The sequence below is a fragment of the Hanstruepera flava genome, from assembly GCF_023634025.1.
Lineage (GTDB): Bacteria > Bacteroidota > Bacteroidia > Flavobacteriales > Flavobacteriaceae > Hanstruepera > Hanstruepera flava.
Genome location: NZ_JALJCW010000002.1, coordinates 22,708 through 47,478, shown reverse-complemented (window position 1 = coordinate 47,478; position 24,771 = coordinate 22,708). Strand labels below are relative to the sequence as shown.

Sequence of the window (24,771 nt, the reverse complement as noted above, 5' to 3'; positions counted from 1 at the left end):
TGTTTTTATGGGGTCTGGAAAAACGATTTCAACATTTATGCTATCAGTTTTTTTGCATCAGCATTTATTACCACTATGCAAACTTGGAATTGGCTTGTAACCGATAACCCAAAAAACACAATATCATGAAACACTTAAAAAAAGCACTCTTTATGGTAATCTGCGTAATTGTTTACGCCTTAGTATTTAGTTCTTATGTGTCATCCAATGCCAAAGATTACATTTACAGTACCTTACAAAATATTCCGAAAAACAGGGTTGGTATTATTCTAGGTGCAAGTAAGTACACCCGTAATGGACAAATAAACTTATACTATAAATACAGGTTGGAAGCTGCAATTGCATTATATAAATCGGGTAAGGTAAAATTTATACTAGTTAGCGGAGACAACAGTAAAAAAGACTATGATGAACCTAGTGATTTTAAAAATGACCTTATAAAAAATGGTATTCCAAAAGAAAAAATATTTTTAGACTATGCAGGTTTTAGAACATTAGATTCTATGGTTCGAGCTAAAGAAATTTTTGGATTGGATTCATTAACAATTATTTCCCAAAAATTCCATAACGAACGTGCGCTTTATTTAGCTCAACATTACAACATACAAGCCATAGCCTTTAATGCAAAAGACATAAATGGACGTTATGGATTTAAAACCAAACTTCGTGAATATATTGCGCGCACCAAAGCTTCTATTGATATCCTATTAAATATTAAACCTAAATTTTTAGGTGAAAAAATAAAAATTGCATGAAGTTTCAATTCAACAAAATCTATTTTTCTGGTTTCATCATATTGTTTATAGTAGAGTTCCTTATTGCAACCTGCTTAAAAGATGGTTTTATAAGGCATACGTTTGGAGATTTTTTAGTAGTTATTCTTTTGTATTGTTTTATTAAAAGTTTTATAGATATAAATCCATTATCAGCTGGGATACTGGTATTAACCATAGCATTTACAATTGAGTTTCTCCAGTTATTCCAACTCTTAAAACTTTTGAATTTAGAGCATAATTATATAGCGAAATTGATACTTGGAAGTACATTTCAAATTGGGGATTTAGCAGCCTACACTTTAGGCATAATTACCGTATTACTTATCGAAAAAATAAACCAAACAAGACCATGAATTCATTAAAAGTCTTTTTGTTTAATCGGTTTAATACCTTATCAATTTTAACAGCATCTGTAGGTTTAAGCATTTTTCTATTAATGCTTCGTATTAAACTAACCCACTCATTTTTCTTAATATTTTTAGTATGGAATTTGTTTTTAGCCATAATTCCATATACTATAAGTTTATTTTTAGAAAGTAAACCAACCCTTTCAAAAGCAAAACACTTACTTTACATGGGTATTTGGTTAGCTTTTCTCCCCAACGCCCCCTACATTGTTACAGATTTTATTCATTTACGATTAAGCTTAAATTACATGGTATGCTTGGATCTTGTTGTTATAGCGTCATTCGCTATCACCGGTTTGGCTTTCTATTTCCTGTCAATAAACGACATGATAAAAATTCTAAAAAAGAATTATAAACTTCAAAATGAAAAATACATGCTATTTGTTATATTTCTATTGTCTAGCTTTGGTGTGTATTTAGGTCGCTTTTTACGCTATAATTCGTGGGAAATAATTCAAAACCCAATTATGCTTATAACTGATATTTTATCAATTATATTCTTTCCAAAAACACACGTAGGTGCATGGGTGTTTACTATTGTATTTACATGTTTTTTAAGAGTTTGTCACTTCATTTTACTTAAAAGTAATTACTTAAAAAAACTTTAACATCAACAAATGTAAAATATTACTATCTTCAATGACCGTAAAAAACACAAATACATTATGAAAAAAATCTCAACCTACATTGCAATCTTAACTGTACTTTTTACAGCATGTAAACAAGACGAAGAAAAAGTTGAATCACCTGAATTAGCCATGGGTGATTTTGTTTTTAAAACCGAATATTTCAAGCCTGGCACATCTGTAAATCTCACTTATAATGGTGAAGAAGATAATGTAGAAAGCTTTTATTTCTACATGGTAAACGACAAATCATACCCTGTAGACATCAATTTTAACGCAGAAAATACTTCCACAGTAAAAATTCCAGATTCTGCTCAAGCTTTAGCTTTTAACTTTAAAATTGATGGCGATTATCTGAATAACGATAAAAAAGGGTTTCTATACCAATTAAAGGATGACACAGGTAACGATTTACCAGGAAGTAAAGCTGCATTAGCAAATTATATTATGCGATATGGTGGTGAATTCGGAATTAAATCAGATAAAGAAGCCTTATTCAAAGATCTTGAAAATGACATTACCGCTAATCCAGAAATTAAGAACGATTGGAATGCCACTTACCTAGCAATGACCTACCGCCAAAATCAAGAAAAAGGCAAAAAAATGATTAATGACTTTATAGAAGAAATATCTAATAAAGAAACAAAGACTGAAGAAGATTATGCCACTTTATCTAGAATGTATAATACCATTGGCGACAGAGAAAAAGCAGCATCAATAACCGAAGAAGCCAAAGCTAATTTCCCTAAAGGTGCTATGGCAAAAAACAGTTATGGCTCTACATTTTCTCAAGCAAAGGATTTAGAAGAAAAAGAAAAAATATTTTTAGAATATAAGGAAACCTTCAATGAAGTTGATGGTAATTTAGGAAACTATATGGTGCGCTCTTTAGCCCAAGCTTATCAAGATAAAGGCGACGAAGAAAAGTTTGAGTACTACGCTAATATGATGAAAGACAAGTCGGCTAAAGCAAGTATGTTTAATAGTATAGCCTGGCCTTTGGCCGAAAAAGGAGAGAATTTGGATTTTGCTGCTAAAACATCAAAAGCATCATTAGAGCTAATGAAAGAAGCACAGCAAAATTTAGATAACAAACCTGAATATTATACTAAAAATCAATATCAGAAAAATTTAGAAAATTCGTATAACATGTATGCAGATACCTATGCTTTAATTTTATTTAAGCAAGGTAACGTAAAAGAAGCCATAACTTATCAAGAAAAAGCTATTGGAGAAGGAAAAAATGGAGAAATGAACGAACGCTATGTTGAATTTCTTATGGCTGATGAAAATTATGATTTAGTTCAAAAAAAGTCAGAAGAATTTATTGAATCTGGTAATGGTTCAGAAAAAATTAAAGGGTTTTATAAAGAGGCGTTCATGAAATCTAATGACAATGTTCAAGCATTTGAAAGCAAATTAGCACAATTAGAAAAAACAGCCCATAACAATTATAAAGCTGAAATTAAAAAGACTATGATTAATGAAGATGCCCCTGAATTTGCTTTAAAGAACACCAAAGGTGAAGAAGTCTCGCTAGCGTCTTTAAAAGGAAAAACAGTTATCCTAGATTTTTGGGCAACTTGGTGCGGACCATGTAAAGCATCATTCCCTGGAATGCAACAAGTAGTAACAAAATACAAAGATGATGAAGATGTTGTTTTACTATTTGTAGACACCTTTGAAAGTGGTGATGATAGACAAAAATTGGTTACTGACTTTATTAAGAAAAACAACTACGATTTCCATGTGATTTATGACAAAGCTATAGAAAACAGCAGAGGTTTTGAAGTAGCTGACAAATATGGTGTTTCAGGAATACCAACTAAAGTAATAATAGATAAAGACGGTAAAATTCGTTTTAAAGCTGTTGGCTATAGTGGTCAAACAGAAAAACTTGTTGATGAAATGGATATTATGATAGAAATTTTAAAATCATAACACCCTTAAAATCAAATAAAAAAGGTTGACTTATAAGTCAACCTTTTTTATTTTAATTACCATCTACATAATCTTGCAAGTACTTAAATCTTTCGGTCAATTTTCCTTTATCAGTAATCTTGGCTCGCTTTAAAATGCCGCGTTCATCATTATTAAAAAAGGCAGGAATAACATGCTCCAAAAACATTTCGCCAAACCCTTCACTGGCATCTTTGGGCAATTCACAAGGTAAATTATCAACTGCCATAACCGTTATAGCGCCTTTGGCATCAAAAGCTACTTCACGTTCAGTTTGTGCATCATAACCATAAAATGGATTGGCAATAGTTGACGCTCGTAATGTTGAGGCTACTGGACCATCAACATCACAACTAATATCAGCAACCAAATTAATTCTAAAATCAGGATGCTTGGCATCATTCCGTGTAAACAAATAAGGTGCGTTATTACCATAAAAGTGACCAGCAATAAAAAAGTCGGTTACTTTTGCATAAGGCATAAAATTACTTTCATAACCTGAAGGATCTTTGTAAAACTCTTGTTTTTTTCCAACCTTACCATCCTTTCGCTTGTTGTATTCCATAACATCTGCCATAACATAAACCGGCTCCGTAAACTCTGAAGTTAAATACAAGGCATCACTAATTTCCTTAATATTTAAATGATCTAAAATTTCTTTAGCACCTTGGGCTACCTTTCCTGTTCCTGTAAGTAAAATTTTAATGTTTGGTAACGTTATTTTATCCAACTCGGCTTTTACCTCATTTAAATCGGCTAAAGTTTCCACTTTTGGCAAATCAAATAAGCCATCTCGTAATCCTAGAGCTCTAAATCCATTGTATGCACCAACCAAACCAGCATAGCGCCCAAAACCAATTAAACGCGCTCCACTTTGTTTTACAATGGTTTCATGGTCATACATGTCTATGTTATTATCAAGCATAGCTTTTAATAACTTTCTATTGTAAGGCTGTTTTTTTATGGTATGCGAAAAATAAAAGTATTTTTTATTGGGAATTAAATTTTCTATTGGCACTTCCTTTACACCAAGCATGACATCACAACCTGACACATCGTTAGTAACCTTAAACCCTAAAGCTTTATAATCCTCATCTGGAAAAATACGAATATCACTAGACTCAACTATAAATTCTGCTTGAGGGAACTGTGATCTAGCTTCTGCTAACTTTTCTGGTGAAAAAACCACACGTCTGTCTGGTGGATTTTTACGCTCTTTTATGATGGCAAACTTCATACTGAAACGAATTGGAATAATTTTTGCACGAAAATACATGTATTGCCAAGGTTATACAAACTTTTTGATAACTTTGCAATCCTTTACCATTATTGTAAATAAACTTGGGGTCGACTGGTTTTGACAGCAAGATTAATGAAATGGTAAGCACGTCGTGTAATGACATTGAAACACGTAAAAGGCTAGGTCAAACTTTTAAACGGCGAGAATAACTACGCTTTAGCTGCTTAATCTGAATTATAGTAAGATTGGCCTAGGTACACAAGGTGTACAAGCTAAATGTCTCCTGAAAGCCTTGGTTAATGGCGTTCGATTAGAGGCATCGTAAAAATTAACATAGAACGTAAAGTGCTTCGATTTATGTTTGAAATTTAAGAAGATAAGTTGCAAGTAGGTTGTCTGTAACCAGCTTGCAATCGAAAAAACAAGAACAGAATAAACGTGTAGAAAGCCCTTTGGTTACTTGTTTGGACGAGAGTTCGATTCTCTCCGACTCCACTTATAAAACTCACAATCTCATTTAATTGATTGTGAGTTTTTTTACGCTTTAACAATTTAACGTGCGAGTTGTCGGAAAAATCATTGCTAATTAAATTGATTTTATAAATTCATGTCACCATAACATAAGTAGGTTAAGTTTATGGTAGATTTGGGGCAAAAAAAGGTAGACACATGTCTACCTTTTTTATTTCAATTATGTCTGTTTTTTTTAATTGGATCTCACCACATCATTCCCGTTATGAATCCATTTTGTTATCCCTCCTTCTAAATCATAAACCTTAACGAAACCCGCCTCAACCATTTTTTTGGCACATCTTGCACTTCGCCCTCCAGACTTACAATATAGTATAACCGGCTTTTCTTTATCGAGTTTTAAAATATCCTCATCAAAGGTTGGAGACATAAAATCTATATTCTGAAAATTAGCTATATAGCCTTCTTCATACTCTCCTGGAGTTCTTACATCTACCAATTGAATATCCTCTATTGCCAGCAACTCTTTCATTTCCTCTGAAGTTACAACTTGCATTTCGCCTTGAGCTTCAGCTTGCTTACAAGAAAAGCACAAAGTCATGATAGTAATACTTAAAATTAAGACTCTACTCATATTATTATGTTTTAATTATTGACTACTTCTCCAGACCATTGCATAATTCCACCTACTAAATTGTAGGCGTTTTTAAAACCCAGTTGCGACATAATGGCACAAGCCTGTCCGCTACGTCCTCCAGATTTACAATACACAAAGTAATTTTTGTCTTTATCAAGCTTATTAATACTATCCATAAAATCCTGTCCTTGATAAATGTCTAAATGAATTGCATTGGGTATAAAACCGTCTTCCAATTCTTCAGCTGTTCTAACATCTAAAACAACTGCATTTTTGTCCTCACTCAGCTTTTCTCGCCAAGTATCTTGTGATAAATCTGCCATAAATTATTTAGTTAGTGTATAACAAAATTATACATTTCTAATTAAAAAGACATAAAAAAATCCGAAGCGTTACACTTCGGATTATAATTTTCATTTATACTTTTATAGAACACCCTATGGCTCGGGTTTTAGGTTCTTTCACTTCTTCTCCCGCCAATAAAGCATCAACAGCGTCCTCAACATACTTTTGGTTTACCGCATTGGCATCTTTATAATTATCATCAATTGCACCTATATACTTAACAATATTACCTTTTGAAGTTTTTTCCAAAACATATACGTGCGGTGTTTTTGTTGCACCATATTGCGGATAAATTTTCTGCCCTTTATCCATTAGATAAGGAAATGTGAATCCTTTTGATTTTGCCCTTGCCTTCATGGCATCCATATTATCACCTGGTTTCACATCGGTATTATTTGGCATAATCGCCACAACAGGATAACCTTTACTGGCGTATTTTTTATTAAGAGCTTCTACCCTATCTTCATAGGCTACAGCATAGGGACATGTATTACATGTAAAAATTACTATAAATCCTTTGGCATCTTTAAAATCTGATAGTGAAACCATTTTACCATCAATATTCTCTAATTTAAAATCGGTTGCTACATCACCTATATCATATCCACCACTGTAATTAGTTGTTGTAAAAGCAAATAGCCCTAAAATGGCTACTAGCATAAGCATTGTTTTTAGTGTTTTCATAGTTATTAGTTTAAAAATTTGTTAACCTCTGTTTTGAGCTCTTCATACGTAAAGGATTGCTCATAAAATTGTTTTTTATCTTTATTATAAATTATTGTTGCTGGTATAGCACCTTCCCAATCTGCACTCACTTTTGGAATCCATGAATTCATATCTGGATCGTCCAATACTAGAATTTTAGATTGTAGTTTATTTTTCTCAATAAATGGAATCAATTTCGATTCATAATGGTTTGGAAAGTCTAAACTTATTAATACCACCTTTACATTATTATCCTTAAAGTTTTTACCTAGTTGCTCAAAAAAAGGCAATTCCTTAACACATGGTGCACACCAAGTAGCCCAAAAATTCACAACATAAACATTATCATCTTTAATGTTTAAATAGGGCTCAATATCAACATAGTCTTTAATCTCGAGCTCTATGCCCTTACTATTTTCGTCAATAGTTTCATTTACCTCAACTATTTCTGTTGGCGCTTCTTTACAGCTAAATACGAATAGGACAAGTATTAAAATAATAGGTTTCATAACTTATAAAGTTATATATAAAAACATTAATCGCCTCAACCTTTAACATACTTTTAAAATGAAAATCGACTTAAACATTTAATTTTCATGGAAAAACTTTGTATAAAACCGAATTCATTTTATATTTGAACAAATAAAACAATGAACACAATTTTAAATCATACTTGGTGGTGTATTTATCGAAATCAACTTTCGTGAATTAACCCTGTATATTTAATAAAAAAATATTTTAAAGGCTTGTCATTCACGACAAGCCTTTTTTTTGTATCCAAATGAAAACATTTAGTCTTTACACACATTACAGAAAAATACTAGCAGACACTATTACACCTGTTAGCGTATATCTTAAATTAAGGGATAAGTACCCTAATAGTATTTTATTGGAAAGTAGCGACTATCATGCTAACGACAATAGTTTTTCTTATATCTGTTGCAACCCAATAGCATCGATACAGGTAAAGGATGAAACAATAACACAGCTATTCCCTGACAATAGTGAGACAACAAAAAAATTAACCACAAAAACCAACGTGGCGGAGCACATCCATAAATTCACAAAGCGTTTTAAAACACAAGCATCTAAAAACTTTAAATTTATTAACAACGGTATTTTTGGCTTTACGGCTTATGATGCCGTACGGTATTTTGAAGACATAAACATATCTAAAAAACCAAATAGCTTAAATATACCTGATGTGCATTACGCAGTTTACCAAAACATAATAGCCATTAATCATTTTAAGAATGAGGCTTATGTTTTTGCACATTGCTTTAATGCCGAGAATAATATTGATGATGTATTACAACTCATAAAGTCTAAAAATTATGCAGCTTTTAATTTTAAAACCGAAGGAGAAACGACCTCCAATCTAACGGATGAGGAATACAAAAACCATGTTATAAAGGCAAAGCAGCATTGTGCAAGAGGTGATGTATTTCAATTAGTGCTTTCAAAAAAATTTACGCAACAATTTAAAGGTGATGAGTTTAATGTCTATCGTGCTCTGCGAAGTATAAACCCATCTCCTTATTTATTTTATTTTGATTATGGCGATTTTAAAATCTTTGGAAGTTCACCTGAAGCACAGCTTATTGTCAACAATGGTAAAGCTGAGATTCATCCTATTGCTGGAACTTTTAAAAGAACAGGTAATGATGAACACGATGCTGAACTGGCAAAAAAATTAGCAGTAGATGATAAAGAAAATGCCGAACACGTCATGCTAGTTGATTTAGCCAGAAACGATTTAAGCAGGCATGGCAGTCACGTAAAAGTTGACACATATAGAGAAATTCAATTCTTTTCACATGTTATTCATTTGGTAAGTAAAGTAACTGGAATTAAAAGTAACAAAACTACCACCATGCAAATGGTAGCTGATACTTTTCCAGCTGGCACCTTATCTGGCGCACCTAAACACAAAGCCATGCAGCTTATTGAACAATACGAAAAAACTAGTCGCGAGTTTTACGGTGGCGCCATAGGCTTTATGGATTTTAACGGTAACTATAATCACGCTATAATGATTCGTACATTTTTAAGCAAAAACCATACATTACACTGGCAAGCTGGTGCAGGATTGGTATCAAAATCAAATCCTGATGACGAATTGCAAGAAGTATATAACAAACTAGGCGCATTAACAAAAGCCATTAAAATTGCTGAAACCATTTAAAATGAAAAACGTATTAGTAATAGATAATTACGACAGTTTCACTTATAATCTTGTTCATTATTTAGAAGATTTAAATTGTAATGTTACTGTTTTTAGAAACGATCAGTTTCAATTGGAAGACGTAAAAAAGTTTAATAAAATTTTACTCTCACCTGGTCCAGGCATTCCTGATGAAGCAGGCTTATTGAAACCATTAATTAAGCAATACGCCTCAACAAAAAGTATTTTGGGTGTATGTCTTGGTCAGCAAGCTATTGGTGAAGTATTTGGAGGATCAATAATAAATCTCGACACCGTTTTTCATGGTGTTTCAACAACAATTGAAATAACAGACACTAATGAATATTTGTTTAAGGGGTTAGACAAACGCATTGAAGTAGGCCGATACCATTCATGGGTTGTAAGCAACAATCTGCCAGATTGTTTGAATGTTACATCAGTTGATAAAAATGGTCAAATCATGTCCTTGAAACACATAGAATATGATGTTAGAGGTGTCCAATTTCATCCTGAATCTGTTTTAACTCCAAATGGCAAACAAATTTTAAAAAATTGGATAAATCATTAAAACATGAATAAAAGTTTAGTCCTAATTTATGGCAAAATGAATAAAGGCTCGATACAACAAACAGGTAAGTTCCAAATTTCGATAAAGTCGAAATCATCAAAATTCAGAAATAATGAACGAAAGAATGCAGATGCAAAGCGTAGCTTTAAGCACGAAGTTCTGAAAGTGAATGGTGCTCTAGCAATTTCCTAATTTTGATTGTGATTTTTTGGTTCGTTTTGTATCAAGACAAAATGAACAAAATAAAAAGTTTAACTACAAAAGATTTCTGCCAGAGTATATCTTGAGTGATAATCGAGAAGCAGGAAAGACAAATATGAAAAATATTTTAAACCGATTAATAAATCAGGAAAGCATCTCCAGTGAAGAGGCTAAAGACGTATTGGTAAACATTTCTAAAGGCAATTACAATCAAAGTCAAATAGCTTCTTTTTTAACCGTTTATATGATGCGCTCTATAACCATTGAGGAATTATCAGGATTCCGTGATGCCTTATTAGAACTCTGTATTCCCGTAAGTTTAGACGATTATAACACGATTGATTTATGTGGTACAGGTGGTGATGGTAAAGACACATTCAACATTTCAACATTAGCCTCTTTCATTACTGCTGGTGCAGGAATAAGTGTTACAAAACATGGTAATTATGGTGTGTCTTCTACTTGTGGTTCATCAAATGTTATGGAATTTTTAGGTGTGAAATTTTCAAACGATATCAATTTTTTAAAGCGTTGTTTAGATGATGCAGGTATTTGTGTATTGCATGCACCATTGTTTCATCCAGCCATGAAAAACGTAGCACCAATTAGACGTGAATTAGGTGTGAAAACATTTTTTAACATGTTAGGACCAATGGTTAATCCTGCGTTTCCAAAAAACCAACTGGTTGGTGTGTTTAGTCTAGAGTTATTGCGTTTGTACAGTTACTTATATCAAAATACCGACAAAAACTATTCAATTGTTCATGCCTTAGATGGTTATGATGAAATATCATTAACAGGTCCAGCAAAAGTTATTAAAAATAATAGTGAGCAAATTATAGATGCTTCAACTTTTAATATCGACACACTAAAACAAGAACAAATTCATGGAGGAAATTCAGTTGAATCTTCAGCTAAAATTTTTACCCATATCTTACAAGGACAAGGTACCGATGCGCAAAACCATGTAGCTTGCGCTAATGCCGCATTGGCCATATCAACAATAAATAACACATCAATAGCAGACAGTTTTCAAACAGCTAAAGATTCTTTATTCTCTGGCAAGGCTTTCAAAAGCTTTAAAACATTGGTCGCATTAAGTCAAAACGCATGAACATCTTAGAGAAAATAGTCAGTGATAAACACAAGGAGGTAGCATTAAAAAAAGGCCTGATTCCAATTTCCCAATTAGAAAGTTCAGTTTTGTTCAACAAGCAAACCATATCACTTGCCAGTAATCTAAAAAATAGCAAATCTGGAATAATAGCAGAACACAAACGCCAATCACCCTCAAAGTCAATTATTAATAACAGCTTAAACGTTTCTGATGTCGCTTCCGGCTACGAACAAGCAGGAGTTTCAGGAATGTCTGTATTAACAGATGGAAAGTATTTTGGAGGATCGTTAGACGATTTAATACTCGCTAGAGCTAGTTGTAATTTGCCTTTGTTACGTAAAGAATTCATTATTGATGAATATCAAATTCTAGAAGCAAAAGCATATGGAGCAGATGTTATCTTATTAATAGCAGCTATACTTTCTAAAGATGAAATCAAACAGTTTTCCCAACTCGCAAAATCATTAAAACTAGATGTGCTTTTAGAAACACATAATGAGAATGAATTGAACAAATCTATAATGCCAAATATAGATATGATTGGCGTAAATAATAGAAATTTAAAAACTTTTGAAGTTAGTTTAGCCACTAGCAAGGCGTTAAGCGAACTAATCCCTGATAACTTTATTAAAGTTTCTGAAAGCGGCATTAGTTCTATTGAAGCCATAAAAGAATTACAACTTTATGGTTATAAAGGCTTTTTAATTGGCGAGAATTTTATGAAAACTATTAATCCAGGAGAGAGCGCAAAAGGTTTTATTAATAAATTAAAAATATAATGTCATGTCGAACGAATGTGAGACATCTCATAAGGAGATTTCTCAATCGCTTCGCTCATGTGGAAATGACAAGAACATGAAACTAAAAATCTGCGGCATGAAATACCATGATAATATAGAAGCTGTTGCAAAATTGCAACCCGATTATGTTGGATTTATATTTCACGAACCATCACCTAGAAATTTTGATGATAAAATTCCCAATATTCCAAATTCAATAAAAAAAGTTGGCGTTTGTGTTGATGAAAAAATTGAATTTATTTCACGCCAAATTGAAAAACACAAATTAGATGCTGTCCAATTACATGGTCATGAATCACCTGAAGCGTGCAGAATTCTAAAAGCTTCGGGTATCCAAGTCATAAAGGTGTTTTCAATTAAAAATGAGTTTGACTTTTCTGTTTTAGAGCCCTATGAAACCGTTTGCGATTTTTTCCTTTTTGATACAAAAGGGAAACTTCCAGGTGGTAATGGTTACACATTCAACTGGAATGTTTTAAAAGATTATCCTTCAACCAAACCATTCTTTTTAAGTGGAGGCATTGGATTGGAAGATACAGATAATGTCTTGTCATTCCTGAAAAGGCAAGAATCCAAATACTGCTATGCAATTGATATCAATAGCAAATTTGAAATAGAACCAGGGCTAAAAAACATTAAAGAATTAGAAAAATTTAAAAACAACGTTTGTCATGTAAAGCACAGTCGAGACATCTCATAATGAGATTTCTCAATCGCTTCGCTCATGTCGAAATGACAAAAAAATAATATCATGAACTATAACATCAACAAAAAAGGCTATTACGGTGAATTTGGAGGTGCTTTTATACCAGAAATGCTCTATCCTAATGTAGAAGAATTGCGTCAAAACTATTTAAAAGTCATGGCAGAACCTGACTTTCAAAAAGAGTTTAACCAGCTACTAAAAGATTATGTTGGACGTCCTTCTCCACTCTATTTTGCTAAACGATTATCTAAAAAATACAACACCAAAGTGTATCTAAAGCGTGAAGATTTAAATCATACAGGAGCGCATAAAGTCAACAATACCATTGGTCAAATTCTAATGGCTAAACGGTTGGGGAAAAGCCGAATTATTGCCGAAACTGGTGCTGGACAACATGGTGTTGCCACGGCTACTGTATGTGCCTTAATGGGATTGGAGTGTATAGTCTATATGGGCGAAATAGACATTGCTCGGCAAGCACCAAATGTTGCAAGAATGAAAATGTTGGGTGCAACCGTAGTACCAGCTACTTCAGGAAGCAAAACACTAAAAGATGCCACCAACGAGGCTATTCGCGATTGGATTAACAATCCTGTAAATACACACTATATTATAGGTTCTGCAATAGGACCACATCCTTATCCAGATATGGTTACAAAGTTTCAATCGGTTATATCTGAAGAAATTAAATGGCAATTAAAAGAAAAGGAAGGAAAAGAAGATCCAGACTACGTAGTTGCCTGTATTGGTGGTGGTAGTAATGCCGCAGGCACGTACTATCATTTTCTAGACAATAACAATGTGGGGATTATTGCTATTGAAGCTGCGGGAAAAGGCATTCATTCAGCTGAAAGCGCAGCAACATCAGTATTAGGTAAAGAAGGTATTATTCATGGTTGTAAAACACTATTAATGCAAACCAACGACGGACAAATAACCGAACCCTATTCTATTTCGGCTGGATTAGACTATCCTGGTGTTGGACCATTACATGCGCATTTATACAAAACGGGACGTGCCGAATTTTATTCGGCTACAGATAAGGAAGCCATGCAAGCAGGATTAGAACTTACTAAATTGGAAGGTATAATTCCAGCAATTGAAACCTCTCATGCGCTGGCAATTTTTGAATATAAAAAATTCAAAGCTGACGATATTGTCGTCATTAGCTTATCTGGGCGTGGCGATAAAGATTTAGAAACGTACATTAAGCATTTTAATTTATAATGAACAGAATTAATAAAAAATTACAAGAAAACAAGAAGCTTTTATCTATTTACTTTACAGCGGGTTATCCAAACTTAAATGATACAGCTACTATTATTCAAAACCTTGAAAAAAGTGGTGTAGGTATGATTGAAATAGGCCTACCTTTCAGCGACCCTCTAGCCGATGGACCTACCATACAAGCTAGCTCCACACAAGCCTTAAAAAATGGTATGACAACCAAAGTTTTATTCAATCAACTACAAGATATTCGTAAATCGGTTTCCATTCCCCTAATCATTATGGGCTATTTTAATCCCATGTTACAATACGGAGTTGAAGCTTTTTGCAAAAAATGTCAAGAAATTGGTATTGATGGTTTAATAATTCCGGATTTACCAGTTGATGTTTATCATGACAAGTATAAGTCAATATTTGAAAAGCATGGTTTAATAAATGTCTTTTTAATTACACCACAAACAAGCGACGAACGCATCCGATATATCGATTCGGTTTCAAACGGATTTATCTACATGGTAAGCTCCGCCAGTACTACTGGAGCTCAACTTGGGTTTGGCGAAGAACAAACTAGCTATTTTAAACGTATTGCAGACATGAACCTCCATAATCCTCAAATTGTAGGTTTCGGCATATCTAACCATGAAACATTTAAACAAGCTACACAATATGCCAAAGGCGCTATTATTGGAAGTGCTTTTGTAAAGTTTATTAAAAACAGCCCTTTAAGTGATATTAAAAGTTTTATGCGCTCCATAATTGGTTAGTAGTTTTATTTTAAAACATTTATCTTTAGCATGTAAATCAATCATAAAAAATGAAAAAGCTTTCCTTTCTGTTCATTCTATTAATTCATTGCGTTTCTTTTGCTCAAAATAATTCTGATAATTCAGCTGATAATCAAGATCAAGAAATATCTCAAGCCGATAAATTGGCCAAACAATTGCAAAACCCTGTCGCCAGTTTAATAAGTGTGCCGTTTCAAGGGAATTTTGATTTTGGAATTGGTTCTGAAAACGGTTCACGAATGACCCTTAATATTCAACCCGTAATACCAATAAGCATCAGTGGGAATTGGAATTTAATTGGTCGTGTTATTTTACCTGTAATTTCTCAAAACAATGTATATGGTAACAGTGGTAGCCAATTTGGGTTGAGCGATGCCGTTGTTAGTGGTTTTTTCTCTCCAAAAGAGCCTACTTCAGGAGGGCTAATTTGGGGAGCAGGACCTGTGTTTTTGGTTCCAACTGCTACAGACAACTTGCTTGGCACTGAAAAATTTGGAATGGGTCCAACTGCTGTTGTTTTAAAACAAGCTGGTAAATTCACAATTGGAGCTTTAGTTAACCATATTTGGTCTGTAGCTGGAAGCAATAATAGAGCCGATGTAAACAACACGTTTTTACAACCCTTTATAGCCAAAAACATTAAAGGTGGGTATTCTATAACCCTTAATACAGAATTAACCCAAAACTGGGAAGCAGATGCTACTTCGGGAAGCCTTCATCTTATAGGCGCTAAAGTTTTTAGCATTGGCAAACAACTGACACAGTTCGCCATAGGCCCAAGAATACCTTATGGTAATGCCAATACAGCAGATTGGGGTTTTAGAGCCATGATTGTATTGTTGTTTCCAAAAGGATAATTTAGAAAAACCTTAAAGATGAAACGCCTTAAACTTAATTTTATCTTATTATTTATTGTAACACCTCTAACACTTTGGTCACAAAATGATACCATTGTGTTAAAAAATAAAGATAAATTGGTTGGTGAAATTAAATCTATGGATCGTGGCATTGTCACCATTGAAACCGATTATAGCGACTCCGATTTTACCATTACTTGGGTAGATATCATGAGTATTAAAAGTAAACAAACCTATTTAATGACGCTGTCAAATGGTACACGTATTAACAGCTCCATGTACACCAAAGAAGGCGATTCTGCAGTAGTTACATTAAAGGGCTACAATAATGAAAAAGTTAGAATTAAGGATATTGTTTACATTAATCCGGTAAAGAAAAAATTCCTATCCAGAATTGTCGCTTCAGTTTCGTTGGGCTATAACATAACAAAAAGTAATAATTTAAGTCAATTGTCTATAAATAGTAACTTAAGTTATACGGCTTATAAATGGAAATTGTACGGTAGTTACAATCAAGTACGTAGTAACCAGGACAGTGTAGCAGCTACAGATCGTATGGATGCTTCTGCAGGCCTTAAATACTTCATGAAAAACGATTGGTTTTATTCATTCTCCGGAGATTTTCTTTCTAATGATGAACAAAAACTGCAATTGCGTTCAACCGTTAAAAGTGGTTTGGGTAAATACGTTATACATTCCAATAAAATGTATTTTGGTGGCGGATTTGGTTTAGCATTCAACAACGAAAAATTTACCGATGTAAGCAATACCAATAGAAATTCACTAGAAGCCTATCTAGGTTTAGCATTAGATGTGTTTGATGTAAAAGATTTTAATCTTACAACAGATATAACTTTCTATCCTAGCTTAACCCAAGGTGGACGTTATAGGGTTGACTACGATCTTAACTTAAAGTACGATTTACCACTAGATTTTTTTATAAAACTCGGTCTAACCTATAACTACGATAGTAAACCTGTTGAAGGCGCATCGGTTTCAGATTACGTATTTCAATCCACTTTTGGCTGGGAATTTAACTAAACAACTATGGCATTCATTAACAAATCATCACGAGCTTTAGTATTTGGAGGATTATTTTTTATGGTTCCCATTTTATTGGTATTGTTAGCTTGGAAAGAACTTCACCAAATATTAAAACCCATCAGCACCAAAATAAGCGAAACCCTAGATTTACAAAGCTTTTTCGGACCTGCTTCTATAATTATTGTTACAATAGTATTAATTCTATTATTGTGTTTTGTTGCAGGTATATTAATAGAAAAAGGTATAGTTAAAAAATGGAGTTCTGGACTTGAAAAAAAACTATTTGTTTTTTTACCATCACTACAAATGTTGAAGTTTCGCTTAATAGGCGATCGCGATAATGTAATTAACCAGTTTTGGCAGGGTATAATTTTTAAAGAAGACAACAGTTATAAAATTGCTTTTATAACAGATAAGACCGCTAATTATACTGCCATTTATATTCCTGATGCGCCCAAGATTGATGCTGGCGAAGTACGCTATATGATTAATAATGAGTTTGAGTATCATAACATAACTATGAAAGATGCCATGTCTGCTATCTATAATTTTGGCGAAGGGTTGGATATTGAAAAAATTATAACCACCTCAAAATAAGTATCTTTCCGTATCTTTAACTAGAAACTTCCAACCCATTTGTTATGTTAAAGCGCATCGTATTAAGCATCTTCTTCTGTTTAGCAATTATAAGCTGCAACCAGCAATCCAAAACTCAAGAAGCAGAAACCAATGTTCAACCCCAAAAACTAACCAATAAAACCCTAGTAGATTTGTCACACGAATATTCCAAGGAAACCGTGTATTGGGTAACAGCCAAAGAGTTTGAACTCGATACCGTTTTTGCTGGTGATACCGATAAAGGCTTTTACTATTCTGCCAACAACTTTGCCACTGCCGAACATGGCGGAACCCATATAGATGCACCCATTCATTTTTCAAAAACCGGACAAACGGTTGAAGAAATTCCTTTGGAGCATTTAGTGGGTGCAGCCATAAAAATTGATGTGTCCAAAAATGCCAAGGATAATCCGGACTACCTGATTTCCATTGAAGATTTAACCAACTGGGAAAATCAAATAGGCCATCAAATTCCTGATGGCAGTATTGTATTATTGCAAACTGGTTTTGCCAAATACTATCCCAATAAAGAAAAATATTTAGGCACAACAGAACGTGGCGACCATGCTATTGCTTTGTTGCACTTTCCAGGACTATCACCTGAAGCTGCCCAGTGGTTGGTTGATAATAGAAACATTAAAGCTATTGGAATTGATACACCCAGTATAGATTACGGCCAATCGCAATTGTTTAAAAGTCATGTTATACTGCTTTCTAAAAACATTCCAGCCTTTGAAAACTTAACCAATCTAGACAAACTTCCCAGTGAAAATTTTGAGGTCATTGCCCTACCTATGAAAATAAAAGGTGGTACTGGTGCACCATTAAGAATTATAGCGTTGTTGGATAATTAAATAACCACCTATAGCATCATAAACAACCAAAAACCGTCTGTTCGAGTGTTCCGACCGAAGCGTCAGAACAAGTGTCCGACCGAAGCGTCGGAATGCATCGAGAACCCCATGTCCCAAACATAAGTGTCAAGAGTCTGGGCATCTAAACCGTCATTGCGATGCTGACTGTAAACGTCAGCAGAAGCAATCTCTCTGCCATTAGCCTAAAACCAACAAAAAAAGTACCCTTATCCAGAAAATAAACCCTAAAAAAAATATATTTATACGCATATAACGAGATGTAGCACATTCAGCTGAAGCTGACCATCGAGGGAAAACGTTGCTACATCAATGGCTATAAGCAATTTGATCACGTTCTACTTGTCTTTTTAATTATTTGTGAATAAATTCACATAATCAAAAATCCAGAACGTAACTGCGCATAGCCCAGCCGTTGGCAACAATATGAGAAAAGCTCTGCTAACATTACTAATTTTATTTTCATTTGAACTTTATTCGCAAGAAATAATTGAGATGAATATTGACGGATTTAAATTTCAGCTATCAAAAGATTGTGACGAAAGCCATTGCAAAATAACCGAAATTAAAGTCTTTAAAAATGGACTCTTTATTCAAAAAATAATTCCAAGCGAGAATAATTTTTCCTCATTTATAAAAAACGAATTAATTATAGAAATTGAAGATATGAATTTTGATAATTATATTGACTTTCGAATCATTAAATCAATTCCAGCCGAATATTCATTTCCATATTTATATTGGATTTATAATCACGAAACTGAACTGTTTGAAAGTAATACTGATTACGAAATAATTATATCACCAGAATTCGATTATGAAAAAAAACTAATTATTTCGTCTTGGAGAGAATATCTTCCAAAATTTTATAAAGATTATTATAAATTAGAAAATGGAATTCCAATTCTTACGAAACGATATATTACTGAACCTGATAGAAAAGGAATAAATCAAATAGAAACTTGGAAAACCATAGATGGAAAATTAAAGTTTGTAAGTAAAAAATCCGAATAAATACTACTGGCAACAAAGAACTGAAGCAAAAAACATGTAAAAACCCATTAACTTTTCACTAAAGTACTTCTATAAGTTTCATCATATATAAGTCCTGATTGCACATTCCAGAGTTTTGATCGACAGTTCCAGACTTTTGATTAACCGTTCTAGAGTTTTGATTGACCGTTCCAGACTTTTGATTAACCGTTCTAGAGTTTTGATTGGTCGTTCCAGACTTTTGATTGACCGTTCCAGAGTTTTGATTGGGCATTCTAGACTTTTGATTAAGCGTTCCAGACTTTTGATTGACCATGTTCCAGTTGTTATTGACCATTCCCGACTTGTTATTAACCATTCACAAGTAGTTATTAAGCATTCCCCAGGAGTTATTGACTATGTTCTTTTCACACTCCCCTCTCCAACACCTAAAAAAACTCCCGATACTGCATTACCCGAAAATCAAACGTATTGAATTTTGGGTCTTTGGCCTTTAACTGTTTATACAAAGGCATTCGGCTAATGGAAATATTGGCCGCACCAGATCCCGATGTTAACGAAACCGTTTTAATAATACGTTTGTCATTTCTAGCTGAATGACATAACTCAAATTGGTGTATTCTAGGTATTTCGCTTGAAATCAATTCAAGCTTTAGGTTATATTCCTTAATATGTTTTCTAAAAAAATATTCAGGACCATTTTTACTATTGCCACCAGTAAACAGTAAGGTATCAATATTAGGATATTGCTTTAAATAACCCACCAAATCCCGTAGCACAATGTTTGTCATCCCCAAATCAGACGCATCAATCTTGTTGCGCTCAGCTGATTCCACAATATCACAAACACCTATTCGATGCGCAATTAAAAACGCTTTGCGCTCTTCAATGGCTTCTTCCGAATTATCGTAACGTAAATTTAAATCATGAATTTCGTCAATAAACAACCACAGACTGTTATAGTAACTACCATAGCAAAAATCGACATCCTTTTCCAGTAAATCGCCCGTAGAAAAACGTGGCGGTGGCAAGGTACCTACAATTAATTTTGTCGTGTTTTCTTGAATAAAAGGTTTATATGGATGTTTGTGGAGAAACATTATGTATCCCTTAAAAGTTTTTCTACCTCCAGTATGGTTGTTCGGTATTTCCTTTTATTAATTTTTGTCATATGTTGAGATTCGGCATAAATCTCATTTAAAATTTCTTTAGCATCAGACTCCTTCCCAATTTCAAATAGAAACTTTGACAATTGCAACCGCTCCTCATAATTTGAATAACGTTTGTCTACATTTCTCAAATACTGTTCAGCTTTATCCACAAAGCCACTTTTGTATAGTGCCATACCATATAGAAATTCCGATTCAGAATTTTTAAAATTCCCTTCATTCATCTGTTCCCAGAAATTAATAACGTCCTTAAAATCGCCTTTATTAAAATAAGCAGCAATAAGCTGTTGCTTTATATAATCATTATTTTGGGACTTATCTTCTAAAGCTTTTTGATAATGGAAAATAGCATGATCAAAATCATGTATTTGAAAATAAGCATCTGCTAAATCCACTCTGTTTTGATAGGTATCTGAAAACTTAAGTTTTTGCTCTAAATCTTTTACTTTTTTGGTTGGATTAATTATAGTAGTTATTTCGTTGGATATCTTTTTAGCATCGCGCTTACTAAAAACTTGAGTCAATAAATAAATTACCGAACCAACCAAGGGCAAAAAAATTATTAAAAAAATCCAATAGTAATTATTCCTGTTTTTAATGGAATGATAAATACAAAATCCTTGTAGGGCTATTATAAGATAGTAATGCATTATAAATTTTCTCTATTTGACCAAAGTATAAAATTTTCTTATCTTAAGAAATGTATAAATAACTGAAAATGGGAAAAGGAGACAAAAAAACAAAACGTGGTAAAATTAACAGGGGTACCTATGGTGTAAGACGACCACGTATCAAGAAAAAAGTTAAGCCCGAAGATAAAATTAACGTCAATAAAAAAGCGAAAGCTTAACGGCTATCTAATGAATACTAAATCGGTATCGGTTGACATACTTTCACTAAAGCCATACCCTTCATAATTAAACCCTTTGATGTCATCTAAAGTTTTAGCATCAGTGTCTATGATATATCGGGTCATATAACCTCTCGCTAACTTTGCAAAGGTCATGATGGTTTTGTATTCACCATTTTTTAAATCTTTAAAGTTAGCTGTAACCACCGGTACTTTTAGCGCTTTGGTATCAATGGCTTTAAAATACTCGTTGCTGGCCAAGTTTAAAAAAAGCTCATCATCTTCCAATTCATCATTTAAAGCTTGAGTGACTTTCTTTTTCCAGAATTCATACAAGTTTTTGTTTTTCCCAACAGGGAATTTGGTTCCCATCTCTAGGCGATAGGGCATAATCAAGTCCAAAGGCTTCAACACCCCATACAATCCCGAAATAATCCTCACGGTATCTTGAAGTTTATCTAATTGTTTTTCAGAAATAGTATACGCATCCAACCCTCTGTAAACGTCTCCACTAAAAGCATAAACCGCTTGTCGAGCTGAATCTTTTGTAAAAGGCAACTGCCACTCTTGATTACGTTCATAATTCAACTGCCCCAGATTATCAGAAATGCTCATCAATTTTGATAAACTCTTTGCCGATTTCTTTTTTAACAGCTTGTTCAGGCGTTCGGCTTCATTTAAGAAACAAGCTTCAGTGGTTTTGGTTGTTGGCAACTTGCTTTCATAATCTAAAGACTTGGCAGGTGATAATACTAATTTCATTGACATAAAGATTTGTCTCAAATTTACAATTACCTGTAGAAAATATCAACCTACAATGGTTTTTGTTTCTATGAAATTATAAATAAAATTTATTCGTTGGATTGGTGCTTGGAGTACTGGCGCCATTTTTCAATGCAAGCTTGCATATCTTGAGGAATTTCAGAATCAAATCGCATAATTTCACCCGTTATTGGATGTTCAAAACCCAACGTTTTAGCATGTAATGCTTGGCGTGGCAACACCTTAAAACAATTCTCTACAAACTGCTTGTATTTAGTAAAGGTGGTTCCCTTTAGTATTTTTTCGCCACCATAACGTTCGTCATTAAACAATGTATGCCCAATGTGTTTCATGTGCACACGTATTTGATGTGTACGTCCGGTTTCCAAACTGCAAGACACTAAAGTCACATAACCTAAACGCTCCAAAACTTTATAGTGGGTAACAGCTGGTTTTCCTTTGTCGGCATCATCCCCTTCGTAAACCGTATTTTGCAATCTGTTTTTAGGATGCCTCCCTATGTTGCCTTCTATAGTGCCTTCGTCTTCTTCAATATTCCCCCAAACTAAAGCCACATATTCCCGCTCACTGGTTTTATCGAAAAACTGTTTAGCTAAATGGGTCATAGCCTCTTCGTTTTTAGCTATAACCAATAAACCACTGGTATCTTTATCGATACGGTGAACCAAACCAGGTCTGTTACTTGAATTATTGGGTAAATTATCAAAATGATAAATCAACGCATTGATTAAAGTTCCTGAATAGTTACCATGTCCTGGATGCACAACCATACCAGCTTCTTTATTGACCACCAACAAATCGTTATCTTCATAAACAATATTAAGAGGCAGGTTTTCAGGAGTCAGTAAATACTCATAAGGTGGATGTTCAAAAAGTACCCGTATTTTATCAAAAGGTTTGACCTTGTAGTTTTGCTTAACAGGAACATCATTCACATAAATATTACCGTTTTTTGCGGCGGCTTGAATCTTATTGCGCGTAGCATTTTCAATAAAATTCATAAGGTATTTATCTATACGAAGCGGTTGCTGACCTTTTTCTGCTGTAAAAGCATAATGCTCATACAAGTCATCATCTTCAGTTTGATTTTCTGGTGTATAATCGTCCATTATTATTCGGTTGAACCAGGTCGTTTTCCGTTCCCCAAAACCAAATCTATTTTAGAGGTTTTAGGCAACATGTCACCAGCTTTAATTTCTTGACCATCGTGCGTCATTTTTATAACCACATCAATAGCAATATTATCCACATAGGTTAATTTTCCAACTTCAAAACCTAAAGCTTCCAAAGTCGGTTTCGCTTGCCTTAAGGTACGTTCTTTTAATTCGGGAACCATGACTTTTCTGTAACCCGATGGATTAAGAGTTAAATATATTTTTCTGTTTTCTTTAACCTGCTTACCAGCAATAGGATCTTGTTCTATTACCGAGAATTTGGGATAATCTGGATTAAAATTTGAAGAATCCAATATCTCCATAACCAAATTGTTTTCCTTCAACTCAATATTGGCAACCTCAATGGATTTTCCCTTTAAATCGGGTACGGTTTCAAATTCACCATGATTGGTAGATATATTTAACCATTTCAACATGATAAAAACCATAACAACTATCGCTACCAATGCCAATACCAATTGCTTTAAAAACACTTTACTTTTTAGAAATCCTATTAAACTCATGAATGATTGTTTCTGAAACAAATATATAAAAACAGAACTGTTTTTACTTTCGATTTTTTAGTGATATTTTAGCTTAACTAATAATAGATACGTTTTATTGTTCGTTTTAGATTTTATAGACAGAATTAATCAATTTGATTTCCACTTAAGCGGAAAATAGACATGAAAAAAAAGATTGGAATAATAATGGGTGGCTACTCTAGCGAATACGAGATTTCGCTTAAAAGTGGCAACGTGGTTTATGAAACCTTGAGTCCCAATAAGTTTGAGGCTTATAGACTCCACATATTTGAAGACAGATGGGTTTATGTTGATGATAACGAGCAAGAATTCCCTATCGACAAAAACGATTTTTCCGTGATTATAAAGGATACGAAAGTTTCTTTTGATTGTGTGTTTAACGCCATTCATGGTTCGCCTGGTGAGGATGGCTATATGCAATCTTACCTAGAGCTTTTAAAAATTCCGCACACCAGTTGCGGTATGTATCAGGCTGCCTTAACCTTTAATAAACGAGACTGTTTGAGCGTGTTAAAACCTTATGGCATTAAAACAGCTGAAAGCTATTATTTAAACTTGGGTGATACCATTTACGAAAATGCCATTATCAACAAAGTTGGCTTACCTTGTTTTGTAAAAGCCAATAAAGCCGGTAGTAGTTTTGGCATTACCAAAGTTTATAAACAAAACGAACTAAAACAAGCTATTGAACACGCCTACAAAGAAGATGATGAAATAATAATAGAATCGTTTTTAGATGGCACCGAAGTTTCTGTTGGTGTGATAAAGTACAAAGGTGAGGTTACTGTTCTACCCATAACCGAAATCGTGAGTGATAATGACTTTTTTGATTATAAAGCGAAATATTTGGGTGAATCCCAAGAAATAACTCCAGCTCGTATTTCTGAAGCTGATGCTGATAAAGTAAGAAGGTTAGCAAAACAAGTTTATGAGATTTTAAAAATGGAAGGCTTTTCCAGAAGCGAATATATTTTCAAGAATGGTGAACCACATCTTTTGGAAGTCAACACAGTTCCTGGTTTAACTAAAGCTAGTATTTTACCACAACAAGCTGCAGCTGCAGGAATTAGTTTAGCCCAATTGTTTGAAAATGCTATTGAAGAGGCTTTGAAATAAAAATTGTAATTTTAA

The 24,771-nt window shown here is 33.7% G+C and carries 30 protein-coding genes and 1 other RNA gene; 20 read left to right on the top strand and 11 right to left on the bottom strand.

All coding sequences use genetic code 11. The annotated features are described in order from the left end of the window. Positions 1–125 precede the first annotated feature (125 nt). From MTX13_RS07680 to MTX13_RS07665, 4 genes are read left to right on the top strand one after another with little or no spacing between them, the layout of a single operon-like run. Complete coding sequence (locus MTX13_RS07680; RefSeq protein ID WP_250433948.1) at positions 126–755, top strand: SanA/YdcF family protein; 630 nt, start codon at positions 126–128, stop codon at positions 753–755. Then, entirely contained in the window at positions 752–1,129 is a 378-nt protein-coding gene (locus tag MTX13_RS07675; RefSeq protein WP_250433947.1) for a ribosomal maturation YjgA family protein, read from the top strand. The genes MTX13_RS07680 and MTX13_RS07675 overlap by 4 nt, the downstream gene beginning before the upstream one ends. Next, a complete protein-coding gene (locus tag MTX13_RS07670) occupies positions 1,126–1,791 on the top strand; it encodes a DUF1361 domain-containing protein (protein WP_250433943.1) in 666 nt (221 codons plus the stop codon). The genes MTX13_RS07675 and MTX13_RS07670 overlap by 4 nt, the downstream gene beginning before the upstream one ends. A 57-nt stretch (positions 1,792–1,848) precedes the next feature. Next, complete coding sequence (locus tag MTX13_RS07665) at positions 1,849–3,750, top strand: TlpA disulfide reductase family protein (protein ID WP_250433941.1); 1,902 nt, start codon at positions 1,849–1,851, stop codon at positions 3,748–3,750. 52 nt (positions 3,751–3,802) lie between these two features. On the opposite strand, the gene MTX13_RS07660 is transcribed toward MTX13_RS07665, so the two are convergent. Then, positions 3,803–5,005, bottom strand: coding sequence for an NAD(P)-dependent oxidoreductase (locus MTX13_RS07660; RefSeq protein ID WP_250433939.1), 1,203 nt, complete (start codon positions 5,003–5,005; stop codon positions 3,803–3,805). Positions 5,006–5,111: 106 nt separating this feature from the next. On the opposite strand from MTX13_RS07660, the gene ssrA reads away from it, so the two are divergent. Further along, positions 5,112–5,506, top strand: a transfer-messenger RNA (tmRNA) gene (gene ssrA, locus MTX13_RS07655). Positions 5,507–5,714: 208 nt separating this feature from the next. Here ssrA and MTX13_RS07650 read toward each other — a convergent pair. The 4 genes from MTX13_RS07650 to MTX13_RS07635 all read right to left on the bottom strand — a co-directional run bounded on the left by MTX13_RS07650 (position 5,715) and on the right by MTX13_RS07635 (position 7,675). Beyond that, positions 5,715–6,113 (bottom strand): rhodanese-like domain-containing protein, encoded by a 399-nt coding sequence (locus tag MTX13_RS07650; protein WP_250433938.1) that lies wholly within the window; start codon positions 6,111–6,113, stop codon positions 5,715–5,717. An 11-nt stretch (positions 6,114–6,124) separates the two neighbouring features. Beyond that, positions 6,125–6,439, bottom strand: coding sequence for a rhodanese-like domain-containing protein (locus MTX13_RS07645; protein WP_250433937.1), 315 nt, complete (start codon positions 6,437–6,439; stop codon positions 6,125–6,127). Between the two features lie 94 nt (positions 6,440–6,533). Then, a complete protein-coding gene (locus MTX13_RS07640; RefSeq protein ID WP_250433936.1) occupies positions 6,534–7,145 on the bottom strand; it encodes a thioredoxin family protein in 612 nt (203 codons plus the stop codon). A gap of 5 nt (positions 7,146–7,150) precedes the next feature. Beyond that, positions 7,151–7,675, bottom strand: a complete 525-nt coding sequence (locus MTX13_RS07635; protein WP_250433935.1) for a TlpA disulfide reductase family protein — start codon at positions 7,673–7,675, stop codon at positions 7,151–7,153. A gap of 272 nt (positions 7,676–7,947) precedes the next feature. Between MTX13_RS07635 and MTX13_RS07630 the strand changes: the two genes are divergently transcribed. The 13 genes from MTX13_RS07630 to MTX13_RS07570 all read left to right on the top strand — a co-directional run bounded on the left by MTX13_RS07630 (position 7,948) and on the right by MTX13_RS07570 (position 19,160). Continuing rightward, entirely contained in the window at positions 7,948–9,351 is a 1,404-nt protein-coding gene (locus MTX13_RS07630) for an anthranilate synthase component I family protein (protein ID WP_250433934.1), read from the top strand. Between the two features lies 1 nt (position 9,352). Further along, the gene (locus MTX13_RS07625) at positions 9,353–9,919 is read left to right on the top strand and encodes an anthranilate synthase component II (protein WP_250433933.1); all 567 of its coding nucleotides are present in this window, start codon (positions 9,353–9,355) and stop codon (positions 9,917–9,919) included. A 3-nt stretch (positions 9,920–9,922) separates the two neighbouring features. After that, positions 9,923–10,111, top strand: coding sequence for a hypothetical protein (locus MTX13_RS07620; protein ID WP_250433932.1), 189 nt, complete (start codon positions 9,923–9,925; stop codon positions 10,109–10,111). A 124-nt stretch (positions 10,112–10,235) separates the two neighbouring features. Then, entirely contained in the window at positions 10,236–11,234 is a 999-nt protein-coding gene (gene trpD / locus MTX13_RS07615) for an anthranilate phosphoribosyltransferase (RefSeq protein WP_250433930.1), read from the top strand. Next, positions 11,231–12,016, top strand: a complete 786-nt coding sequence (trpC, locus tag MTX13_RS07610) for an indole-3-glycerol phosphate synthase TrpC (RefSeq protein WP_250433928.1) — start codon at positions 11,231–11,233, stop codon at positions 12,014–12,016. Before trpD ends, trpC begins: the two co-directional genes overlap by 4 nt. A 76-nt stretch (positions 12,017–12,092) precedes the next feature. Further along, the gene (locus MTX13_RS07605) at positions 12,093–12,737 is read left to right on the top strand and encodes a phosphoribosylanthranilate isomerase (protein WP_250434542.1); all 645 of its coding nucleotides are present in this window, start codon (positions 12,093–12,095) and stop codon (positions 12,735–12,737) included. 51 nt (positions 12,738–12,788) lie between these two features. Continuing rightward, entirely contained in the window at positions 12,789–13,970 is a 1,182-nt protein-coding gene (gene trpB / locus MTX13_RS07600; protein WP_250433926.1) for a tryptophan synthase subunit beta, read from the top strand. Continuing rightward, positions 13,970–14,734 (top strand): tryptophan synthase subunit alpha, encoded by a 765-nt coding sequence (gene trpA / locus MTX13_RS07595; protein WP_250433924.1) that lies wholly within the window; start codon positions 13,970–13,972, stop codon positions 14,732–14,734. The genes trpB and trpA overlap by 1 nt, the downstream gene beginning before the upstream one ends. Positions 14,735–14,784: 50 nt before the next feature. Further along, positions 14,785–15,612, top strand: a complete 828-nt coding sequence (locus tag MTX13_RS07590; RefSeq protein ID WP_250433923.1) for a hypothetical protein — start codon at positions 14,785–14,787, stop codon at positions 15,610–15,612. Between the two features lie 18 nt (positions 15,613–15,630). Beyond that, complete coding sequence (locus MTX13_RS07585; protein ID WP_250433921.1) at positions 15,631–16,653, top strand: DUF481 domain-containing protein; 1,023 nt, start codon at positions 15,631–15,633, stop codon at positions 16,651–16,653. A 6-nt stretch (positions 16,654–16,659) separates the two neighbouring features. Further along, on the top strand, positions 16,660–17,253 hold the full coding sequence (locus tag MTX13_RS07580) for a hypothetical protein (protein ID WP_250433920.1): 594 nt from the start codon (positions 16,660–16,662) through the stop codon (positions 17,251–17,253). Between the two features lie 44 nt (positions 17,254–17,297). Next, positions 17,298–18,128 (top strand): cyclase family protein, encoded by an 831-nt coding sequence (locus MTX13_RS07575; protein WP_250433919.1) that lies wholly within the window; start codon positions 17,298–17,300, stop codon positions 18,126–18,128. Between the two features lie 444 nt (positions 18,129–18,572). Beyond that, on the top strand, positions 18,573–19,160 hold the full coding sequence (locus tag MTX13_RS07570) for an XAC2610-related protein (protein WP_250433918.1): 588 nt from the start codon (positions 18,573–18,575) through the stop codon (positions 19,158–19,160). A gap of 58 nt (positions 19,161–19,218) precedes the next feature. On the opposite strand, the gene MTX13_RS07565 is transcribed toward MTX13_RS07570, so the two are convergent. From MTX13_RS07565 to MTX13_RS07555, 3 genes are all read right to left on the bottom strand, one after another. Then, the gene (locus MTX13_RS07565; protein WP_250433917.1) at positions 19,219–19,497 is read right to left on the bottom strand and encodes a hypothetical protein; all 279 of its coding nucleotides are present in this window, start codon (positions 19,495–19,497) and stop codon (positions 19,219–19,221) included. A gap of 70 nt (positions 19,498–19,567) precedes the next feature. Continuing rightward, the gene (locus tag MTX13_RS07560) at positions 19,568–20,239 is read right to left on the bottom strand and encodes a uracil-DNA glycosylase family protein (protein ID WP_250433916.1); all 672 of its coding nucleotides are present in this window, start codon (positions 20,237–20,239) and stop codon (positions 19,568–19,570) included. Continuing rightward, complete coding sequence (locus tag MTX13_RS07555) at positions 20,239–20,958, bottom strand: hypothetical protein (RefSeq protein ID WP_250433915.1); 720 nt, start codon at positions 20,956–20,958, stop codon at positions 20,239–20,241. Before MTX13_RS07555 ends, MTX13_RS07560 begins: the two co-directional genes overlap by 1 nt. Positions 20,959–21,026: 68 nt before the next feature. Here MTX13_RS07555 and MTX13_RS07550 point away from each other — a divergent pair, with 68 nt between their 5' ends. Next, positions 21,027–21,158, top strand: a complete 132-nt coding sequence (locus MTX13_RS07550; RefSeq protein WP_250433914.1) for a 30S ribosomal protein THX — start codon at positions 21,027–21,029, stop codon at positions 21,156–21,158. A 3-nt stretch (positions 21,159–21,161) separates the two neighbouring features. Here the strand turns inward: MTX13_RS07550 and yaaA are convergent, their stop codons facing one another. From yaaA to MTX13_RS07535, 3 genes are all read right to left on the bottom strand, one after another. After that, positions 21,162–21,920, bottom strand: coding sequence for a peroxide stress protein YaaA (yaaA, locus tag MTX13_RS07545; RefSeq protein ID WP_250433913.1), 759 nt, complete (start codon positions 21,918–21,920; stop codon positions 21,162–21,164). A gap of 89 nt (positions 21,921–22,009) precedes the next feature. Next, a complete protein-coding gene (locus MTX13_RS07540; protein ID WP_250433911.1) occupies positions 22,010–23,050 on the bottom strand; it encodes an RluA family pseudouridine synthase in 1,041 nt (346 codons plus the stop codon). A gap of 2 nt (positions 23,051–23,052) precedes the next feature. Further along, positions 23,053–23,619: a PASTA domain-containing protein gene (locus tag MTX13_RS07535; protein WP_250433910.1), complete on the bottom strand. Its 567-nt coding sequence runs from the start codon at positions 23,617–23,619 to the stop codon at positions 23,053–23,055. A gap of 162 nt (positions 23,620–23,781) precedes the next feature. Between MTX13_RS07535 and MTX13_RS07530 the strand changes: the two genes are divergently transcribed. Further along, a complete protein-coding gene (locus MTX13_RS07530; protein WP_250433908.1) occupies positions 23,782–24,756 on the top strand; it encodes a D-alanine--D-alanine ligase in 975 nt (324 codons plus the stop codon). The last annotated feature ends 15 nt before the right edge of the window (positions 24,757–24,771 follow it).

Coding starts and splice junctions, on each gene's coding strand:
- MTX13_RS07680 (WP_250433948.1), top strand. CDS start 126: ATGAAACACTTAAAAAAAGCACTCTTTATGGTAATCTGCGTAATTGTT.
- MTX13_RS07675 (WP_250433947.1), top strand. CDS start 752: ATGAAGTTTCAATTCAACAAAATCTATTTTTCTGGTTTCATCATATTG.
- MTX13_RS07670 (WP_250433943.1), top strand. CDS start 1,126: ATGAATTCATTAAAAGTCTTTTTGTTTAATCGGTTTAATACCTTATCA.
- MTX13_RS07665 (WP_250433941.1), top strand. CDS start 1,849: ATGAAAAAAATCTCAACCTACATTGCAATCTTAACTGTACTTTTTACA.
- MTX13_RS07660 (WP_250433939.1), bottom strand. CDS start 5,005: ATGAAGTTTGCCATCATAAAAGAGCGTAAAAATCCACCAGACAGACGT.
- MTX13_RS07650 (WP_250433938.1), bottom strand. CDS start 6,113: ATGAGTAGAGTCTTAATTTTAAGTATTACTATCATGACTTTGTGCTTT.
- MTX13_RS07645 (WP_250433937.1), bottom strand. CDS start 6,439: ATGGCAGATTTATCACAAGATACTTGGCGAGAAAAGCTGAGTGAGGAC.
- MTX13_RS07640 (WP_250433936.1), bottom strand. CDS start 7,145: ATGAAAACACTAAAAACAATGCTTATGCTAGTAGCCATTTTAGGGCTA.
- MTX13_RS07635 (WP_250433935.1), bottom strand. CDS start 7,675: ATGAAACCTATTATTTTAATACTTGTCCTATTCGTATTTAGCTGTAAA.
- MTX13_RS07630 (WP_250433934.1), top strand. CDS start 7,948: ATGAAAACATTTAGTCTTTACACACATTACAGAAAAATACTAGCAGAC.
- MTX13_RS07625 (WP_250433933.1), top strand. CDS start 9,353: ATGAAAAACGTATTAGTAATAGATAATTACGACAGTTTCACTTATAAT.
- MTX13_RS07620 (WP_250433932.1), top strand. CDS start 9,923: ATGAATAAAAGTTTAGTCCTAATTTATGGCAAAATGAATAAAGGCTCG.
- trpD (WP_250433930.1), top strand. CDS start 10,236: ATGAAAAATATTTTAAACCGATTAATAAATCAGGAAAGCATCTCCAGT.
- trpC (WP_250433928.1), top strand. CDS start 11,231: ATGAACATCTTAGAGAAAATAGTCAGTGATAAACACAAGGAGGTAGCA.
- MTX13_RS07605 (WP_250434542.1), top strand. CDS start 12,093: ATGAAACTAAAAATCTGCGGCATGAAATACCATGATAATATAGAAGCT.
- trpB (WP_250433926.1), top strand. CDS start 12,789: ATGAACTATAACATCAACAAAAAAGGCTATTACGGTGAATTTGGAGGT.
- trpA (WP_250433924.1), top strand. CDS start 13,970: ATGAACAGAATTAATAAAAAATTACAAGAAAACAAGAAGCTTTTATCT.
- MTX13_RS07590 (WP_250433923.1), top strand. CDS start 14,785: ATGAAAAAGCTTTCCTTTCTGTTCATTCTATTAATTCATTGCGTTTCT.
- MTX13_RS07585 (WP_250433921.1), top strand. CDS start 15,631: ATGAAACGCCTTAAACTTAATTTTATCTTATTATTTATTGTAACACCT.
- MTX13_RS07580 (WP_250433920.1), top strand. CDS start 16,660: ATGGCATTCATTAACAAATCATCACGAGCTTTAGTATTTGGAGGATTA.
- MTX13_RS07575 (WP_250433919.1), top strand. CDS start 17,298: ATGTTAAAGCGCATCGTATTAAGCATCTTCTTCTGTTTAGCAATTATA.
- MTX13_RS07570 (WP_250433918.1), top strand. CDS start 18,573: ATGAGAAAAGCTCTGCTAACATTACTAATTTTATTTTCATTTGAACTT.
- MTX13_RS07565 (WP_250433917.1), bottom strand. CDS start 19,497: ATGGTTAATAACAAGTCGGGAATGGTCAATAACAACTGGAACATGGTC.
- MTX13_RS07560 (WP_250433916.1), bottom strand. CDS start 20,239: ATGTTTCTCCACAAACATCCATATAAACCTTTTATTCAAGAAAACACG.
- MTX13_RS07555 (WP_250433915.1), bottom strand. CDS start 20,958: ATGCATTACTATCTTATAATAGCCCTACAAGGATTTTGTATTTATCAT.
- MTX13_RS07550 (WP_250433914.1), top strand. CDS start 21,027: ATGGGAAAAGGAGACAAAAAAACAAAACGTGGTAAAATTAACAGGGGT.
- yaaA (WP_250433913.1), bottom strand. CDS start 21,920: ATGAAATTAGTATTATCACCTGCCAAGTCTTTAGATTATGAAAGCAAG.
- MTX13_RS07540 (WP_250433911.1), bottom strand. CDS start 23,050: ATGGACGATTATACACCAGAAAATCAAACTGAAGATGATGACTTGTAT.
- MTX13_RS07535 (WP_250433910.1), bottom strand. CDS start 23,619: ATGAGTTTAATAGGATTTCTAAAAAGTAAAGTGTTTTTAAAGCAATTG.
- MTX13_RS07530 (WP_250433908.1), top strand. CDS start 23,782: ATGAAAAAAAAGATTGGAATAATAATGGGTGGCTACTCTAGCGAATAC.